Annotated in this window: 19 protein-coding genes and 1 tRNA gene; 11 read left to right on the top strand and 9 right to left on the bottom strand. The window is 65.5% G+C overall.

The genetic code is table 11. From position 1 onward, the window contains the following. Positions 1 to 122: 122 nt before the first annotated feature. Positions 123 to 335, bottom strand: coding sequence for a hypothetical protein (locus tag QOH60_RS13135; RefSeq protein ID WP_526420920.1), 213 nt, complete (start codon positions 333 to 335; stop codon positions 123 to 125). A gap of 248 nt (positions 336 to 583) precedes the next feature. On the opposite strand from QOH60_RS13135, the gene QOH60_RS13130 reads away from it, so the two are divergent. Beyond that, positions 584 to 1,246, top strand: a complete 663-nt coding sequence (locus QOH60_RS13130; RefSeq protein ID WP_526420918.1) for a pentapeptide repeat-containing protein — start codon at positions 584 to 586, stop codon at positions 1,244 to 1,246. Positions 1,247 to 1,507: 261 nt separating this feature from the next. Here QOH60_RS13130 and QOH60_RS13125 read toward each other — a convergent pair whose 3' ends face one another. From QOH60_RS13125 to QOH60_RS13095, 7 genes are all read right to left on the bottom strand, one after another. Further along, on the bottom strand, positions 1,508 to 1,741 hold the full coding sequence (locus QOH60_RS13125) for a hypothetical protein (protein ID WP_526420916.1): 234 nt from the start codon (positions 1,739 to 1,741) through the stop codon (positions 1,508 to 1,510). A gap of 40 nt (positions 1,742 to 1,781) precedes the next feature. Then, positions 1,782 to 2,000: a hypothetical protein gene (locus QOH60_RS13120; protein WP_526420914.1), complete on the bottom strand. Its 219-nt coding sequence runs from the start codon at positions 1,998 to 2,000 to the stop codon at positions 1,782 to 1,784. 670 nt (positions 2,001 to 2,670) lie between these two features. Continuing rightward, positions 2,671 to 3,147 (bottom strand): hypothetical protein, encoded by a 477-nt coding sequence (locus tag QOH60_RS13115; RefSeq protein ID WP_526420912.1) that lies wholly within the window; start codon positions 3,145 to 3,147, stop codon positions 2,671 to 2,673. Between the two features lie 373 nt (positions 3,148 to 3,520). Beyond that, on the bottom strand, positions 3,521 to 3,814 hold the full coding sequence (locus tag QOH60_RS13110) for a hypothetical protein (RefSeq protein WP_526420910.1): 294 nt from the start codon (positions 3,812 to 3,814) through the stop codon (positions 3,521 to 3,523). A 7-nt stretch (positions 3,815 to 3,821) separates the two neighbouring features. Further along, positions 3,822 to 4,145, bottom strand: a complete 324-nt coding sequence (locus QOH60_RS13105) for a hypothetical protein (RefSeq protein ID WP_526420908.1) — start codon at positions 4,143 to 4,145, stop codon at positions 3,822 to 3,824. Next, on the bottom strand, positions 4,142 to 4,702 hold the full coding sequence (locus QOH60_RS13100) for a hypothetical protein (protein ID WP_526420906.1): 561 nt from the start codon (positions 4,700 to 4,702) through the stop codon (positions 4,142 to 4,144). Before QOH60_RS13100 ends, QOH60_RS13105 begins: the two co-directional genes overlap by 4 nt. A gap of 83 nt (positions 4,703 to 4,785) precedes the next feature. After that, a tRNA-Arg gene (locus QOH60_RS13095) sits at positions 4,786 to 4,861 on the bottom strand. A 208-nt stretch (positions 4,862 to 5,069) separates the two neighbouring features. On the opposite strand from QOH60_RS13095, the gene argS reads away from it, so the two are divergent. From argS to rho, 6 genes are all read left to right on the top strand, one after another. Then, entirely contained in the window at positions 5,070 to 6,722 is a 1,653-nt protein-coding gene (argS, locus tag QOH60_RS13090; protein ID WP_526420904.1) for an arginine--tRNA ligase, read from the top strand. A 35-nt stretch (positions 6,723 to 6,757) separates the two neighbouring features. Next, positions 6,758 to 8,143 (top strand): diaminopimelate decarboxylase, encoded by a 1,386-nt coding sequence (gene lysA, locus QOH60_RS13085; RefSeq protein ID WP_526420924.1) that lies wholly within the window; start codon positions 6,758 to 6,760, stop codon positions 8,141 to 8,143. Further along, positions 8,140 to 9,465, top strand: coding sequence for a homoserine dehydrogenase (locus QOH60_RS13080; protein WP_526420902.1), 1,326 nt, complete (start codon positions 8,140 to 8,142; stop codon positions 9,463 to 9,465). Before lysA ends, QOH60_RS13080 begins: the two co-directional genes overlap by 4 nt. Then, positions 9,462 to 10,547: a threonine synthase gene (gene thrC, locus QOH60_RS13075; protein ID WP_526420900.1), complete on the top strand. Its 1,086-nt coding sequence runs from the start codon at positions 9,462 to 9,464 to the stop codon at positions 10,545 to 10,547. Before QOH60_RS13080 ends, thrC begins: the two co-directional genes overlap by 4 nt. Continuing rightward, positions 10,544 to 11,497 (top strand): homoserine kinase, encoded by a 954-nt coding sequence (thrB, locus tag QOH60_RS13070; protein ID WP_526420898.1) that lies wholly within the window; start codon positions 10,544 to 10,546, stop codon positions 11,495 to 11,497. Before thrC ends, thrB begins: the two co-directional genes overlap by 4 nt. 257 nt (positions 11,498 to 11,754) lie before the next feature. Then, positions 11,755 to 13,548 (top strand): transcription termination factor Rho, encoded by a 1,794-nt coding sequence (gene rho, locus QOH60_RS13065; protein WP_526420896.1) that lies wholly within the window; start codon positions 11,755 to 11,757, stop codon positions 13,546 to 13,548. 58 nt (positions 13,549 to 13,606) lie between these two features. On the opposite strand, the gene QOH60_RS13060 is transcribed toward rho, so the two are convergent. Next, entirely contained in the window at positions 13,607 to 14,110 is a 504-nt protein-coding gene (locus QOH60_RS13060) for a hypothetical protein (RefSeq protein WP_526420894.1), read from the bottom strand. Positions 14,111 to 14,437: 327 nt separating this feature from the next. Here QOH60_RS13060 and rpmE point away from each other — a divergent pair, with 327 nt between their 5' ends. The 4 genes from rpmE to QOH60_RS13040 all read left to right on the top strand — a co-directional run bounded on the left by rpmE (position 14,438) and on the right by QOH60_RS13040 (position 17,333). Next, complete coding sequence (gene rpmE / locus QOH60_RS13055) at positions 14,438 to 14,677, top strand: 50S ribosomal protein L31 (RefSeq protein WP_526420892.1); 240 nt, start codon at positions 14,438 to 14,440, stop codon at positions 14,675 to 14,677. 87 nt (positions 14,678 to 14,764) lie between these two features. Next, positions 14,765 to 15,838: a peptide chain release factor 1 gene (gene prfA / locus QOH60_RS13050; protein ID WP_526420890.1), complete on the top strand. Its 1,074-nt coding sequence runs from the start codon at positions 14,765 to 14,767 to the stop codon at positions 15,836 to 15,838. Further along, a complete protein-coding gene (gene prmC / locus QOH60_RS13045; protein WP_526420888.1) occupies positions 15,835 to 16,683 on the top strand; it encodes a peptide chain release factor N(5)-glutamine methyltransferase in 849 nt (282 codons plus the stop codon). Before prfA ends, prmC begins: the two co-directional genes overlap by 4 nt. Beyond that, on the top strand, positions 16,680 to 17,333 hold the full coding sequence (locus QOH60_RS13040; protein WP_526420886.1) for an L-threonylcarbamoyladenylate synthase: 654 nt from the start codon (positions 16,680 to 16,682) through the stop codon (positions 17,331 to 17,333). Before prmC ends, QOH60_RS13040 begins: the two co-directional genes overlap by 4 nt. The last annotated feature ends 28 nt before the right edge of the window (positions 17,334 to 17,361 follow it).

Genomic DNA, 17,361 nt, shown 5'->3' with positions numbered 1-17,361 from the left:
ACGCCGTCTTCGCGGTTGCGGGCGACGCGCACAACGTCATCGCGAAACTCACGGGGATAGGGCCTTGCCATGGTGACATCCTTCCAGCCCGCCCACTCCGGGCAAGCGATCTCAGGTGTCACCTATCGCTGCAGCAGACCCCGGGTGTAAGCCTTCGCCCAGGCATCGTGCGGCCAGCGAACGCGGGAGTCATCTGCGAGTAGCCGCATTGCCTTTGGCGGATCGTCGCGATCAAGCGGGCCGGCGGCGTGGCCGGCGGAGTTGAATCGGGTGAAACTGACCTCGCCGAGCAGGTTTTGGAATCCGCCGATGATCCTCAGCGCAAGGGCCTCCATTGTCGGGGCCGGACGGAATGCGCGTTCTTCTGCTTCTCTGGCGGCGTTGATCCGCGCCCAAGCGCCCTCTGGTCCTATAACCGTTCGATCTTCCTGTCATTCGCGCCCACCCCAGCAATCCTCCCCTAGAACCGGCCGTGCAATTCCATCCCGACTGACGTCGCGAGCAACGCGATGGCCGCCACCTGGAACCCCAGGCTCCAGAATTCCAATTTGGCGACCTCCTCGTTGTGCCGCACCATGAACGAGTGACTGCGCCAGGAAAGAAAATCAAGCTGGAGGGCTTCCGCGAGGTGCTCAGAGACCCGAACTGGTGGATGCGCGACGTGTTCACCGCGCTGGTCGTCGCTGTGATCGTGGCGGCCGGCTCCATTCTGGGCCAGAAGATGGTCGACGATGATCGGGCCCAGCGAGAAGGTATTGACAACGCCAATCAGAACCGTCACCGCGATCAGCTTGAAAACCTACGCTTCGTCCGCGACGCGTCGTCGCCCGACCCGAACCGGGCTCGGCCGTTCTCGGTCCTCGACCTCGAGGGCCAGCACCTCGTGGGACTCCAACTTGCCGGTGCGGACTTTGCCTACACCGATCTCGCCGACGCCTTCCTGATCGCAAGCGATCTGAGCCGTGGCGACTTCACTCGGGGCAATCTCCGCAACGCCAACCTAAGCCGGACCAACCTGCGCGGCGCCTACTTCGGCGTCGACAGGGTCGTCAATGATGCCAACCAGCCCGGGGCCAACCTCACGGGCGCCGACCTTACCGATGCCGACCTCACTGGAGCAAACCTCAGTCACGCCAATCTGACTGGCGCAAACCTCACCACTGCCAACATGTCCGGTGTGTTCTATGACGCAGCGACGGTGTGGCCCAAGGGTTTTAGCCCGCTGCCGAGCCGGGCCGCACCGTGACGTGTCAGCTTTCTTCGGCAGTCCCGCCAGGGCGGACTTGCGGCGGAGCTTGTGCTTCTTCTGCGCGTCTGCCAATGCGCCGGTCGGCGTGTTCTTAGCTGAACCGCGGGGCCCCGGACGAATCCAGGACCCCTTCGCGATGTTCCGTGTAGTTACCACACCCCACGTCAACCAACTACCGCATGTATAGCTTGCACCCCACCACCGACAGAAACAATCACCCTGGCCAGGTGAGTTTCGTCTCGGCTGTGCAGCAGGATCTCACGATCGCACCTGCTGTTCGACTTTCTCAAGTTTGGCGTCTAACTCTCTGAGGGCTTCTGTTAGCACGGTCAGCCCGTCGGCGAGGAGCTTGGTGGTCGGGTTCTGTGTCGTCCGCGCGACCTCGCGGAATTTGTTGCCGGGAATGGAGGCCCATGCGCTGCGTTGCTCATGAGCGCGGAATCTATCCGCGGGCACCGACAGGGCAGACCGGATTAGCTGACCCTCGTACATCCCCGAACCGTAGTGTCCATCAACGACAGTCGGCCAGCCATCACCGTCGCTGTTCCGCGCAGTTCTGGTAGGTGCCGTACGGGGTAGTGCAGCCGCCGGTGGTGTAACCGCCAGAAGTGGGTGTCTGGCATTGAACTGCGCCTGCCGCGGTGACGCAGGCCGGCTGACTTGACGCGGTCGGTGCGGCGGCGATTGCTGCCGCGGCGGCTCCCGCCACAAGTAGCGGTGTGATTTTGAGGTAGTTGAATCTAATTCTCATGGCGGCACTCCTTAGATTGGATGCCTAAATGCCATGTTACGCCCATGTTACGCCGAGCGCTCGATTGTTCTCCCCCAATTGTTTTCGGTTGTTTGCATCCTGTCCCGGAGGGTCAGCAGTGACGACATAGCTTCGCTGGAGCGCCCCTCTGGCAGTAGAGCTATCGCAAGTCATCGCAAGGAGTCAGCAAGCGGGAGGGCGTCGTTTTGGCAAGTCTGCTCGTGTATTCGCACCCGGAGGCCATCACCGGCAGTGTGATTATTCTCGGCTTCTACATTGCGGTGCTGGCCGCAATAACCCTTGCGTGGTGGCGGCAACGGTGACAAGGCACCTACGTCGGGCCGCCACCCAGGAGGATGACGGGCCAGGGTTAGACGGTGCGGACCGTTGCAGGCCCGTTCAATGCTGTGCAGTGCGGACCTGGCGGTGGTCCATACGCCACGGCGTCGCAGCTTCGGCAATGCCAGGTGTGTGCCCGCCGCCGTGACCGAGGCAGGCGACGTGACCTACCAGAACTTGGTTCGGACCCAGCGAGTGGCCGTTGGGACAGCGGCTCGGGGGCTTGGTCATCCACCTGCCGTCGGTGGCCCGGACGAGCTGACCTTCGTACATCGCTTGAACCGTACTGCGTCGCAACAAGAGCCGTGGCCGGTACAGCGGGGAAGTTGGTCTACCGGGGTGCGTGAATACCGTCGGCGCAACCTTGCATGTAATCGTTCTGGTCGGGGACCTTCGCGTATATGAAGGCGGTTCCGCAGACTTGGTCTACGACTACCAGGTCGGGGTGTGCAACCGTCAAGCCGAACTGATAGCCCGCTTGGTAGGACGCGGAGTGGGCGGACGGTGAGGACGGTGAGGACCCTTTGTGAATGAGGGCAACGAAGGCGCCGCCCACCAAAAAATTCACCGCGAACACTGCGAGGAAGCAAGCGATACCGAACGCGAATTTTCGTGCGACAGACTGATCCGACCGGACCACGATCGTCACGCCAATGATTATCAACACCCAATCGACCACGACAGCAGCTATTAGTGCTGGCGTCGTATACACACCGAAGGCCGCAACCGCGACGGCAATGGCGAGTAGGCCCAGCCCAGCTAGAACCAGCACGAGTTTGCGTTGACCAGACGGATCGCCCTTGGTCATGACGGATGGCTGCGTGGTCGTGACGGGCGATGGTGGGGCCACGATTGCGGCTCCGCACTCTCCGCAGAACTTGGGACCTTCGGGGTTCTCGTGGCCGTTCGGACAGGTCGCCACGACTCAGCGTTCCTCCGCTGGGATCGACTGTCGTCTGGTTGAACATGGCATCGCCATTTTTGGCCGTCCATCCCCGTAGGTGGTGCTAACCGCAGGCCTATCACAGGACCGCCGCACCGAAGTTAAGGACGAATAAATCAGCAACGATTTGCCAGGTACTCCGCAGGGTCGCCCGCCTTTGCTTGACGCGGGACCGTGCTGAGACAGAACTCGGCCCGTCACCCCGGAGGATGACGGGCCGACGGGGGTGACGTGGCGTCTATCCCCGGATGACGCGCAGCGTTGGAGGGCCAACCGGGCACTGGTCCCGCGACGCGTCTACAGCCGGGCGGCTGCGGGCGAGGACTCGGTCATGGACCGGGGCCAGTACCGCCCAGATTGCAAGGATCTCGGCAGCGGATAAATCCGCATCTGGGTCGATGTCGTGCATCATCCCGCGGACCGCCCACAGATTATGGTGCGCCGTCGCGTCCATGGTCGCCGGTGGGCAGTCGAGTGCGGTGTTGATGCGCTCCTTTAGGTCGGTCAGTGCTGGATCGGTATCGGTGGTCATGAGTTGGTCACCGGTCAACCGTGTCAGCGGCCTCGTCGAGTATCTGCGCGATTGCGCCGTCGACGTCTACGCGGGCAGAAACGTGGCTGGTGAACCATCCGTCCGGTCCTTCGGCCCACCTCGGCGACAGCAACTCATCGCCCGCAAGCAATCTTTGACGGAGGTCCGTGACGATGCCGCTGATATCGCTCTCGGTGATCCCCCGGAGCGGGGTCATCGTCACGGTGTCGCTGTTCACGACCACCTTTGCGATGTACAGCAGTAGCTGGCCGTTGCTTTTGTAGAGCTTGGCGTCGCGTTCGGCGGTCTCGATGATGATGCGGCGGCTCATTTCGCGACCCCAAGCCGTTCGCCTTCGGGGCGGCCCCGCACGATCTGTCCGAGAGCGGCCAAGACGATCTCTGACTCGGCTAGGTTCCAGCTCGTTGCGGGAAAGCGGTCGAGGATGTTGCGTATCCGGCGGTGAGTGTCGCCGAGCTGGTCCGTCGTTCGATCCTCAACGGGGCATTCCTGGGTGTGCCCACCGATACCACCGCAGCACGTGCGAGTGGCCGAATCGACCGGGTATCGGTTTACAGCGGTCGCGTTGCCGGCCCACCCGTCGACCTCGTCGGCCGCTTCGATCAGCACCGAAGCCAGCTCCCGGGCCTGGACGCTGCTGAGCCCGCTGTCGTAGTGAACGTCCAGCGATACTCGCGGGGGGTCGTCGCTGGTGTTGATGCTGCCATCCCGGTATTGCAGCGCCGACGTCTGCACGATCAATTCGTGACCATCGACGCCGCGCGAAACCCCGTAGATCACCCGGAAGTCCTGGGGGTCGTCTTCCCACCAGTTGTCCGGCTCGGCCCCGTCAGGCAACGGAACGTCGGGGGTGGTTGTAGTGGTCATGGTGGTGACTCCAATCGGTTCGGAGCCACGCCGATGCCCTTGTTGCACGAATCTTGCACGGGTTTGCATCTGCGCTGGTCAGATGGTGCCCCCGGCAGGATTCGAACCTGCGGCCTTCTGCTCCGGAGGCAGACGCTCTATCCCCTGAGCTACGGGGGCGCACGCGGAAATTGCTGCGCCGATGGGCCCGCCCAGACTAGCGCATCGCCGCGAACGCCCGGCCGCACGCGCCGAACGTGACGTTACGTAGGAAAAGTGCGAGAGCGCGCCTACGTAACGTGACATTCGGCGACACAACGACGGCCGAACGCAAGGCCCCCGGGAATGAATTCGGCTGGATACGGGCGGAAACATAGGATGGACGCTCGTGACCCCCGCCGACCTCGCCGAGCTGCTCAAGGCCACCGCCGCCGCGGTGCTGGCTGAGCACGGCCTCGATACGGCGGCTCTCCCCGAGGCGGTCACTGTTGAGCGCCCCCGAAACCCCGAACACGGCGACTACGCCACCAACCTCGCTCTTCAGCTCGGCAAGAAGGTCGGCGTCAACCCCCGCGAATTCGCCGGCTGGCTGGCCGACGCACTCAAGAACACCGACGGCATCGCCTCAGCCGACGTCGCCGGGCCCGGCTTCGTCAATCTCCGCATCGCCGCGTCCGCCCAGGGCGTCATCATCAACAACGTCATCGACGCCGGCCCCAATTACGGCCACTCCGAGGCGCTCAGCGGGCACAACATCAACCTCGAGTTCGTCTCCGCCAACCCCACCGGGCCCATTCACATCGGCGGCACCCGCTGGGCGGCCGTCGGCGACGCGTTGGGCCGGCTGCTGTCCAGCCAGGGCGCCGTCGTCACCCGCGAGTACTACTTCAACGACCATGGCGTGCAGATCGACCGGTTCACCCGCTCGCTCATCGCCGCGGCGCAAGGCGAGCCCACCCCCGACGATGGCTACGCAGGTGACTACATCACCGACATCGCCGCTCAAGTACTCGCGAAGGCTCCAGACGTGCTCCAGCAGCCGCCGGCGCAGCAGCACGAGACCTTCCGGTCCATCGGCGTGGACCTGATGTTCGACCACATCAAGCAGTCGCTGCACAACTTCGGCACCGACTTCGACGTCTACACCCACGAAGACTCGATGCACACCAGCGGCCGCGTTGACCAGGCGATCGCTCAACTCCGCAAGACCGGCGCCATCTACGAGAAGGACGGCGCAACCTGGTTGCGCACCACCGAGTTTGGCGACGACAAAGACCGCGTCGTCATCAAGAGCGACGGCCAGCCCGCCTACATTGCCGGCGACATCGCCTACTACTTGGACAAGCGTCAGCGCGGATTCGATCTGTGCATCTACATGCTCGGCGCCGACCATCACGGATACATCGCCCGGCTCAAGGCCGTCGCCGCCTCCCTCGGCGAAGACCCCGCCACCGTCGAAGTGCTGATCGGACAGATGGTCAATCTCGTCCGCGACGGACAACCGATGCGGATGAGCAAGCGCGCGGGCACCGTCATCACGCTCGACGACCTCGTCGACGCGATCGGTGTCGACGCGGCCCGCTACAGCCTGACTCGGAGCTCCGTCGACACACCGATCGACATCGATCTCGCGCTGTGGTCATCGGCCTCGAACGAAAACCCGGTCTACTACGTGCAATACGCGCACGCGCGGCTCTCCGCGATCGCCCGCAACGCCGCGGAACTCGGGCTCATCGCCGACACCGGTCACCTCGATCTGCTCACTCACGACCGTGAGGGCACGTTGATCCGCAACATCGGCGAATTCCCTCGTGTCCTGAAAACCGCTGCGGCCCAGCGCGAACCGCATCGTGTCAATCGCTACCTCGAGGACCTCGCCGGCGACTACCACCGGTTCTACGACACCTGCCGGGTATTACCCCAAGGCGACGAACCGCCTAACGAGCTGCATACCGCGCGACTGGCGCTGTGCCAGGCGACACGGCAGGTCATCGCAAACGGGCTGGGCATTCTCGGCGTCACCGCTCCGGAGCGCATGTGAACGCTCATCCCGCCGGACCACGCCACGCGGAGGAAATCCACCACGCGGGCGCTCCTGCCAAACCCAGCGGCTCCGATGAGGTTCTGCTGCTCGCACCAAACGTCTGGCCGCGCAACCTTGTTCGCGGCGCCGACGGCCAGGTGTCGATCGCAGGCGTCACCGTATCCGCTCTCGCCGCCGAATTCGGCACCCCGCTATTCGTCGTGGACGAGGACGACTTCCGCTACCGCTGCCGGGAGATCGCGAGTGCCTTCGGCGGCGGTGAGAACGTCCGCTACGCCGCCAAAGCGTTCTTGTGCTCAGAAGTGGCGCGGTGGATCGACGAAGAAGGTCTTGCGCTCGACGTGTGCAGCGGTGGTGAGCTTGCCGTTGCACTACACGCCAATTTCCCTGCCGAGCGAATCGCCCTGCACGGCAACAACAAGTCAGTCAACGAACTGTCCATGGCGGTCAAGGCCGGCGTCGGCCGCGTGGTACTCGACTCGATGACCGAGATCGAACGGCTCGACGCGATCGCCGCCGAAATGGGCGTGGTGGCCGACGTTCTGCTCCGGGTCACCGTCGGCGTCGAAGCCCACACCCACGAATTCATCTCGACTGCGCACGAAGATCAGAAGTTCGGGCTGTCACTTGCTAGCGGCGCGGCGATGGCCGGTGTCCGCAGGGTCTTCGAGGCGGACCACTTAAGGCTCGTCGGCTTGCACAGCCACATCGGCTCGCAAATCTTCGATGTCGCGGGCTTCGAGCTCGCCGCGCACCGTGTGATCGGCCTGCTGCGCGACGTGGTATGGGAGTTCGGTGTCGAGAAGACTGCGCAGATATCGACGGTGGATCTTGGTGGGGGACTCGGTATTTCCTATCTGCCGCAGGATAATCCGCCACCGATGAAGGAGCTTGCCGACAAGCTGCGCAAGATCGTGGTGAACGAGTCAGCCGCAGTCGGGTTGCCCGCGCCGAGGCTCGTCGTCGAACCGGGACGGGCGATCGCCGGCCCGGGCACCGTCACGCTCTACGAGGTCGGCACGGTCAAGGACGTAGCCATCAGTTCGACTGCCCAGCGTCGCTATGTGAGTGTCGACGGGGGAATGAGCGACAACATTCGCACTGCGCTCTACGGGGCCGAGTACGACGTGCGGCTGGTGTCCCGCGCCAGCGACGCCGCCCCGGTGCTGGCCCGTGTCGTCGGAAAGCACTGCGAGAGCGGTGATATCGTGGTGCGTGACACCTGGCTGAGCGCCGATGTTCGGCCCGGCGACCTGTTGGCCGTCGCCGCCACCGGCGCCTATTGCTACTCGATGTCGAGCCGTTACAACATGCTCGGCCGCCCCGCCGTGGTGGCCGTCCGCGATGGCCGGGCCCGGCTGATTCTGCGCCGGGAGACGGTCGACGATCTGTTGAGTTTGGAGGTGACGGACACGTGAGTGCCCCTGAGAAGCCAATCGGTATTGCGGTCTTGGGCTTCGGCAACGTCGGCAGCCAGGTGGTGCGCATCATCGAGGACAGTGCCGCAGACCTCGCCGCGCGCATCGGGGCTCCGCTTGAACTGCGGGGCATCGGAGTGCGCCGCGTGGCGGCCGACCGCGGAGTCCCGGTGGAGCTGCTGACCGACGATGTCGAGGCCCTGGTGTCCCGCGACGACGTCGACATCGTCGTCGAGCTGATGGGTCCGGTCGAGCCCGCGCACAAAGCGATCCTCGGTGCGCTCGAACGCGGAAAGTCCGTCGTGACCGCGAACAAGGCGCTGCTCGCTCAATCCACCGGCGACCTGGCGCAAGCGGCTGAACGTGCCCACGTCGACCTGTATTTCGAAGCCGCAGTCGCTGGTGCGATCCCGGTCATCCGGCCCCTGACTCAGTCGCTGGCCGGCGACACCGTCTTGCGAGTGGCCGGAATCGTCAACGGCACCACCAACTACATCCTGTCCGAAATGGACAGCACCGGAGCGGACTACGACGCCGCGCTGGCCGACGCGAGTGCGCTCGGGTACGCAGAGGCCGACCCGACGGCCGACGTTGAGGGTTATGACGCCGCCGCCAAGGCCGCGATTCTCGCGTCGATCGCGTTTCACACCCGTGTCTCTGCCGACGACGTTCACCGCGAGGGCATCACGAACGTCACGCCCGCCGATTTCGCGTCAGCACGCGCACTCGGCCGGACCATCAAATTGCTGTCGATCTGCGAGCGCATCACCACTGATGATGGGCAGGAACGGGTTTCGGCCCGGGTGTATCCCGCGTTGGTGCCGCTCTCGCACCCACTGGCCACGGTGAACGGCGCCTTCAACGCGGTGGTGGTGGAAGCCGAGGCCGCCGGTCGGCTGATGTTCTACGGGCAAGGCGCGGGCGGTGCACCCACTGCGTCGGCGGTGATGGGCGATGTGGTGATGGCGGCTCGCAACCGCGTCCAGGGCGGGCGTGGGCCACGCGAGTCGAAGTACGCCCAGCTGCCGATCGCGCCGATGGGCGTCATTCCAACCCGCTACTACGTCAGCATGAACGTGACCGATCGCCCCGGCGTACTGGCAACCGTCGCAACGGAATTCGCCAAGCACGAGGTCAGCATCGCCGAGGTGCGCCAGGAGGGCGTCGTCGACGAGGGCGGCCAGCGTGTGGGCGCGCGGATCGTCGTGGTCACTCATCGGGCCACCGACGCCGCGCTGTCGGAGACTGTAGATGCACTCGCGGACCTGGATGTGGTGCAGAACGTCGCGAGCGTGCTGCGCCTGGAAGGGGATGGCGAATGACGGTGGCCAAACACAACACTGTGCACAAGCCCTGGCCGGGTCTGATCGCCGCGTACCGCGATCGCCTTCCGGTCGGCGACGACTGGACGCCGGTCACCTTGCTCGAAGGCGGCACGCCACTGGTGCACGCCACGAAGCTCTCCGAATTGACCGGCTGCACAGTGCATCTGAAGGTCGAGGGGCTCAACCCGACGGGCTCCTTCAAGGACCGTGGCATGACGATGGCCGTCACCGACGCGATCGCTCAGGGTCAGCAGGCCGTGCTGTGCGCGTCCACCGGCAACACGTCGGCCTCAGCCGCGGCCTACGCAGCCCGGGGCGGCATCACCTGTGCGGTCCTGATTCCGCAAGGCAAGATCGCGATGGGCAAGCTGGCCCAGGCAGTGATGCACGGCGCCAAGATCATCCAGGTCGACGGCAACTTCGACGACTGCCTCGAGCTGGCCCGCAAGACCACCGCCGATTTCCCGACAGTGGCTCTGGTGAACTCGGTGAACCCGGTCCGGATCGAGGGTCAGAAGACGGCCGCGTTCGAGATCGTCGACGCGCTGGGCAACGCCCCTGACGTGCATTCGCTACCGGTGGGCAATGCGGGCAACATCACCGCGTACTGGCGCGGCTACACCGAATACCACCGCGACGGGCTGTCTGATCGGCTGCCGCGGATGCTCGGCACTCAGGCGGCGGGCGCGGCGCCGCTGGTGCTCGGCGAGCCCGTCAAGGAGCCGGAGACCATCGCCACCGCGATCCGGATCGGCTCGCCCGCCTCGTGGGGATCGGCCGTCGAGGCCCAGCAGCAGTCCAAGGGCCGGTTCGTCGCGGCCACCGACGAAGAGATCCTCGCGGCCTACCATCTGGTGGCCCGCGCCGAGGGGGTGTTCGTCGAACCGGCATCGGCGGCCAGCATCGCCGGGCTGCTGAAATCCATCGAGGACGGCTGGGTCGCCCGCGGTTCGACCGTGGTGTGCACGGTCACCGGCAACGGCCTCAAGGATCCCGACACCGCGCTCAAGGGCATGCCGATCGTGTCGGCGATCGCGGTCGACCCCGTGGAAGTCGTCGCGAAGCTCGGCCTGGTATGAGCCGGGCTCTCCCGGTCGGTCTCGCCGCCAGCTCCGTCGTCTCGGCCTCGGCGGCGAACTTGGGCCCCGGCTTCGACAGCCTCGGCCTGGCATTGAGCCTCGACGACGAAATCGTCGTCGCCACAACCGATTCCGGCCTGCAGGTCGAAGTCGAAGGAGAGGGTGCGGGGCAGGTTCCGCTCGGGCCGGAACACCTCGTCGTGCGCGCGATCGAACGAGGCCTCTCCGCTGCGGGCGCAACGGCTCCCGGGCTGGCGGTGTGGTGCCGCAACGATATTCCCCATTCGCGGGGCCTGGGATCCTCGGCCGCGGCGGTGGTCGGAGGAGTAGCGGCGGTCAATGGTCTTCTCGCTCAGGCGGGTTGGACACCGCTGAGCACCGGCGACCTGATTCAGATCGCATCGGAATTCGAGGGCCACCCGGACAACGCGTCTGCTGCGGTGCTCGGCGGTGCGGTGGTGTCATGGACCGAGAGCCGCGACGAAGGCCCCGTGTATTCCGCCGTTCCGCTGCGCCTGCACCCTGATATCCGGATCTTCTCGGCGATCCCCGAGGAGCGATCCCTGACGGCGGCCACGAGAGTGCTCCTGCCGGCCCAGGTCAGCCACGAGGACGCCCGCTTCAACCTCAGCCGTTCTGCGCTGTTGGTCGTCGCGCTGACACAGCGCCCCGATCTACTGCTTGCGGCCACCGACGACGTGCTGCACCAGCCTCAGCGTGCGCAGGCGATGCCGACCTCGGCGGAATACTTGCAGATGTTTCGGCGTTACGGGATTGCAGCGGCGCTTTCTGGTGCGGGACCTGCGGTTATCGCTCTGACCACCCACCAGCGGTTGCCCGCTGAAATCCTCGAATTCGGGGCCGCCAATGGCTTCACCGTCCGCGAGATGTCCGTAGGACCGGGCGTCCGGTGGACGTCGGATCTGCTGCCGCACCCGATCAAACAATGAAAAGGCTCACGCGGGTCATTTCTTGCTTCCGGTCCGGAAGCGGGATATCCTCGGTGCCGTCCAGCAATCGCAGCTTCTACCTGCGCCGACAGTAGGACGATCACCAATTCTTTCGGGGATGACGGTTCGCCTTCTAGCTGCGAACCATTGCAATCACCGTTGCACCGCCGACGGTGGGATATGAGCAGTCAGCGGATTCGCTGACTGCCGAGTAAGCCCTCGTGTGACGAAACCTGCGAGGGAGAGAAAGGACATCCGTGACTGATACGGACCTCATCGCGGCTGGTAGTGGCGCCGGAGAACCGGACCTGCCCACCACCGCAACATCTGAGCCGGCTGACGGCTCACCACAGGCCCCCGCGGACGAGCAACCACGTAGCCACGGCGACGGCTCGCTGGCGACCATGGTGTTGCCGGAACTTCGCGCGCTGGCCAACGAAGTAGGCGTCAAGGGAACGTCCGGCATGCGTAAGAACGAGCTGATCGCGGCCATTCGTGAGCGGCGTGAAGGCTCGGCCGACACCGCACGCAACGGCGGCAGCGCTGACGCCTCTGAGGCCGCACCCGATGCCTCCACCAGCAACGACACCGCCGAGGCGCCCCGCTCGACTGAAAGCACACGGCCGCGACGCTCCGATACCACTGAGCCTGCGTCCGCTGCCGACAAGCCGGTCGATACCAAGACCGATGCCAAGAACGACAAGAACGACGGCGACGATCAAGGCCAGGGTGGTGACCAACAGGGCGGTCAGAACCGCGGTGGCGACGACGACGGCGACAACAGGCAAGGCAGGCGCGGTCGCCGCTATCGCGACCGTAGGCGTCGCGGTGACCGGCCCGCCGGAGAGGGCGGCGGCGGTGGCGACACCGAGCTGCGCGAAGACGACGTGGTGCAGCCCGTCGCGGGCATTCTCGACGTGCTCGACAACTACGCGTTTGTGCGGACGTCCGGGTATCTGGCCGGCCCCAACGACGTCTACGTCTCGATGAACATGGTGCGCAAGAACGGCCTGCGCCGTGGCGATCACATCACCGGCGCGGTCCGCGTCCCCAGAGAGGGCGAGAGCAGCGGCCAGAACCCGCGGCAGAAGTTCAACCCGCTGGTGCGGCTGGACTCCGTCAACGGCGGATCGGTCGAGGACGCCAGAAAGCGCCCTGATTTCACCAAGCTCACCCCGCTGTATCCGAACGAGCGGTTGCGGCTGGAGACGAACACCGAGAAGCTGACCACCAGGGTCATCGACCTGATCATGCCGATCGGCAAGGGCCAGCGCGCGCTGATCGTGTCGCCGCCTAAGGCTGGCAAGACGACGATCATGCAGGACATCGCGAACGCGATCACCCGCAACAATCCGGAATGCCACCTGATGGTCGTACTCGTCGACGAGCGCCCTGAAGAGGTGACCGACATGCAGCGTTCGGTGAAGGGCGAGGTCATCGCCTCGACCTTCGACCGGCCGCCGTCCGACCACACATCCGTCGCCGAATTGGCGATCGAGCGGGCCAAGCGTCTCGTGGAGCAGGGCAAAGACGTTGTCGTGCTTCTCGATTCGATCACCCGACTCGGCCGCGCGTACAACAACGCGTCGCCCGCGTCGGGCCGCATCCTGTCCGGTGGCGTCGACTCCACCGCGCTGTATCCGCCGAAGCGATTCCTCGGTGCCGCGCGCAACATCGAGGAGGGCGGCTCGCTGACGATCGTCGCGACCGCGATGGTCGAAACCGGATCAACCGGCGACACCGTGATCTTCGAGGAGTTCAAGGGCACCGGCAACGCGGAGCTGAAGCTGGATCGCAAGATCGCCGAGCGCCGCGTGTTCCCTGCCGTCGACGTCAACCCGTCCGGCACCCGCAAGGACGAGCTTCTGCTGTCCCCGGACGAGTTCGCGGTTGTGCACAAGCTGCGCCGCGTTCTGTCCGGACTGGACTCGCACCAGGCCATCGACCTGCTGATGTCGCAGTTGCGCAAGACGAAGAACAACTACGAGTTCCTCGTCCAGGTGTCGAAGAACGCACCCGGCGGCCCTGTGAACGAGGAATTCGCCTCCTAAGCAAGACGAAAACGGCCGCCCTGCGAAGACGCAAGGCGGCCGTTCTCATGCCAGCTGATCAGTAGGTGCCGACTCCGATGATCGGAATCCAGAGGCCGAACAGCCAGATGCCCCAGCCGTGGAAGCCGTCATCCCACACCGGCGTGGCCTGGTAGCCCCAGTAGTTGATCGGACCCCGATTCACCCACGGCGGAGGGCCGGACCACTGGTATGCCGGCGGCGCTCCCCAGAAACCCCATGGCGGCAGGGCATCGTCGTCCCACCGCTTGCCGGGTCGACCGCGCCACCAGTTGGGGCTGCCGACACTGAAGTCATTGCCGGCATTCCAGTTTTGGTCATGCGGCCCCGGTCCGCCGGGTCCGCGCCAGTCTGGCCCTGGGCCACCCTTACCTGGGCCACCGGGCCCCGGACCGCCAGGGCCGGGCCCGCAGTTGTTGTGTGGACCACACGGTCCGGGCTTAGCCGGCAGCGGGGCACCGGGATCGGCACTTGCCACAGCGATGCTTCCGAGGCCAAGCGAGCTTGCGATCGTGACTGTGGCCAGAATTTTCGTCAGCTTCATTCGTCACTCCTACCTTGCGACCTGCACTTCGAATCGCTCCGACGCATTCGAAGCTGTATTTTGCGGCGGTTACGCCGTATCGGGAGGGAGGTTCCTTGCCGCCTCGTTGCACGCAAGACAACCCCTACACGCCCAACACGTTTATCGGCCCGGCTACTCCCTCCGTTACCCCCGATTACCCACGGAATAGAGCGGCTAGTCCTGGCGTTTCGCATTAGCGGCGGCTGACCTGGCATAATTGCTCGCCGACACCTTGGTTCCGGTTCACGCCTGATGCTCACAGGTCTGCACAGGCGACCCGGCGGCCACAATGTGAAGAGGTTCATCATGAAATCGGGTATTCACCCTGACTACGTCGAGACGACGGTGCACTGCGGGTGTGGCAACACGTTCACCACGCGAAGCACCAAGAAGGGCGGCCAGATCCACGTCGAGGTCTGCTCGCAGTGCCATCCCTTCTACACCGGCAAGCAGAAGATTCTCGACAGCGGCGGGCGCGTGGCGCGCTTCGAGAAGCGGTACGGCAAGCGCAAAAGCGCTGCCGACGCAGGTGCTGCCGACAAATAGCTACCTTTCCGACGCCCGATCTGCTGCGCCAGCGCAGTCGGGCGTCGGTTTGCGTTCCGGGGTCATGTGCGCCGAAAGGAGACGACGATGACGGACACCGCGCCGGCCATTGAGTCGATGCTCCGCGAGCACGCCGAGCTCGAGCGTCGGCTATCCGACCCGGACCTGCACTCCGACCTGGTCGCCGCCAAGAAGACCGGGCGGAGGTTTTCGCAGCTCGCGCCCATCGTCGCGACGTACCGGAAGCTGGAAGCCGCGCGCGGAGACCTGGAGGCGGCTCGTGAGCTGGTGGCCGACGACCCGTCGTTCGCAGCGGAGGCCGACGAGCTCGAGTCACAGGTGACCGAGCTCGACACGCAGCTGACGGACATGCTCGCGCCTCGGGATCCGCACGACGGCGACGACATCCTGCTGGAGGTCAAGTCCGGCGAAGGAGGCGAGGAGTCGGCGCTGTTCGCCGCGGACCTTGCGCGCATGTACATGCGGTATGCCGAGCGGCACGGCTGGAACGTCACGCTGCTCGACGAGACGACGTCGGACCTCGGCGGCTACAAAGAGGCGACGCTGTCGATCGCGAGCAAGGGCGCCGCGGCCGACGGGGTCTGGGCGAGGTTGAAGTTCGAAGGCGGTGTGCACCGGGTGCAGCGGGTACCGGTGACCGAATCGCAAGGGCGCGTGCATACTTCGGCCGCCGGGGTGCTGGTCTATCCGGAGCCTGAGGAGGTCGGTCAGGTCGAGATCGACGAGTCCGACCTCCGTGTCGACGTCTACCGCTCGTCGGGCAAGGGTGGTCAGGGCGTCAACACCACGGACTCCGCCGTGCGACTCACTCACTTGCCCACTGGAATCGTCGTCACCTGCCAAAACGAGCGGTCGCAGCTGCAGAACAAAGCCCGCGCGATGCAGGTACTGGCCGCCAGGTTGCAATCGCTGGCCGAGGAACAGGCGCTCGCTGACGCTTCGGCCGATCGGGCAAGCCAGATCCGCACCGTTGATCGCAGTGAGCGGATCCGCACCTATAACTTCCCGGAGAACCGCATCACCGATCACCGCATCGGGTTCAAGTCGCACAATCTCGACCAAGTGCTCGACGGCGACCTCGACGCGCTGTTCGACGCACTTGCGGAGGCGGACAAGCAATCCCGATTGCAGCAGGCATGATGGGCCGAGTGCGGCAAGCGATCGACGAGGCCACTCGCACGCTCGTGGCTGCCGGAGTGGCCTCGCCTCGCGTCGATGCCGAAGAGCTCGCTGCACACGTGGCGGGCACGACGCGCGGCCGCCTGTCGCTCCTGGAGGTCGTCGGCGACGACTTCTTCGGCCGCTACGCCGATCTCGTGGCCGCACGCTCGTCGCGAATTCCGTTGCAGCACATCACTGGTACCGCAGCATTCGCGAGCGTGAATCTGAATGTCGGCCCGGGAGTTTTCATTCCGCGGCCCGAGACCGAAGCGCTCTTCGAATGGGCGGCAGCGCAAGATCTCCCGGCTGCTCCGCTGATCGTCGACCTGTGCACGGGCTCCGGGGCGCTTGCGGTCGCGCTGGCGCGGCACACACCCGCGGCGCGGGTCATCGGCGTCGACATCTCGACTGAGGCCTTGGCCTACGCACGGCGCAACAGCGCCGACACGTCGGTGGAGCTGCGAGAGGGCGATGTCACCGACCCGTCTCTGGGCCCTGATCTCGACGGTCGCGTCGACCTCGTCGTCGCGAACCCTCCATATCTGCCTGACGCAGTCGTGCTGGAACCCGAAGTCGCAGAACATGATCCGCATCAGGCGCTGTTCGGGGGGCCGGACGGCACCGCGTTTGTGGCCGCCATCGCGTCGCTCGCCGGCCGGTGGCTGGCCGACGGCGGGCGGCTGGCGATCGAACACGACGACACCGCCTCCGCTGCTACCCGAGCGTTGCTCGGAGACACCGCTCACTTCGACGACATCGAGGGCCACACCGACCTCACCGGGCGCCTGCGGTTCGTCACGGCCCGTAGGGTCAAACGCCCATGACGCAGATCTTCGACTGCGCCGACGAGGCGAAGCGGACCGAGGGCATCGCGGCGGCCGTGAGCGCCGTGAAAGGCGGGGCGCTCGTCGTGCTACCCACCGACACGGTCTACGGAATCGGCGCTGACGCGTTCGACGCGGTCGCGGTTGCTGCGTTGCTCACCGCCAAAGGCCGCGGCCGGGACATGCCCGTGCCGGTTCTCGTCGGCTCGTGGCACACCATCGACGGGCTGGCCTTCACGGTGCCCGCCAGCGCGCGCGAGCTGATCCGTGCGTTCTGGCCTGGCGCGCTGAGCATCGTCGTCCAGCAGGCGCCGTCGTTGCAGTGGGACCTGGGGGAAGCACGCGGCACGGTGATGGTGCGAATGCCGTTGCATCCGGTCGCAATTGAGGTGCTGCGCGAAGTCGGCCCGATGGCCGTTTCGAGTGCGAATATCTCGGGCCAGCCACCAGCCGTCACCGCGGAGAACGCCCGCGCGCAACTGGGCGATCGGGTCGAGGTCTACCTGGACGCGGGACCGTCGCAGCAGCAGGCGGCGTCGACGATCGTCGACCTCACCGGCCCCGCGCCCAAGATCTTGCGTGAGGGACCCGTCAGCGCGGACGCACTGGCCGACGTGCTCGGGATCGACGCGGCCGAACTCACGCCCTGACCACCGCGTCACCGTACGGCCGAGTGCC

This window comes from Mycobacterium sp. (assembly GCF_032159765.1).
Lineage (GTDB): Bacteria > Actinomycetota > Actinomycetes > Mycobacteriales > Mycobacteriaceae > Mycobacterium.
This window is presented reverse-complemented; position numbering and strand designations above follow the sequence as displayed.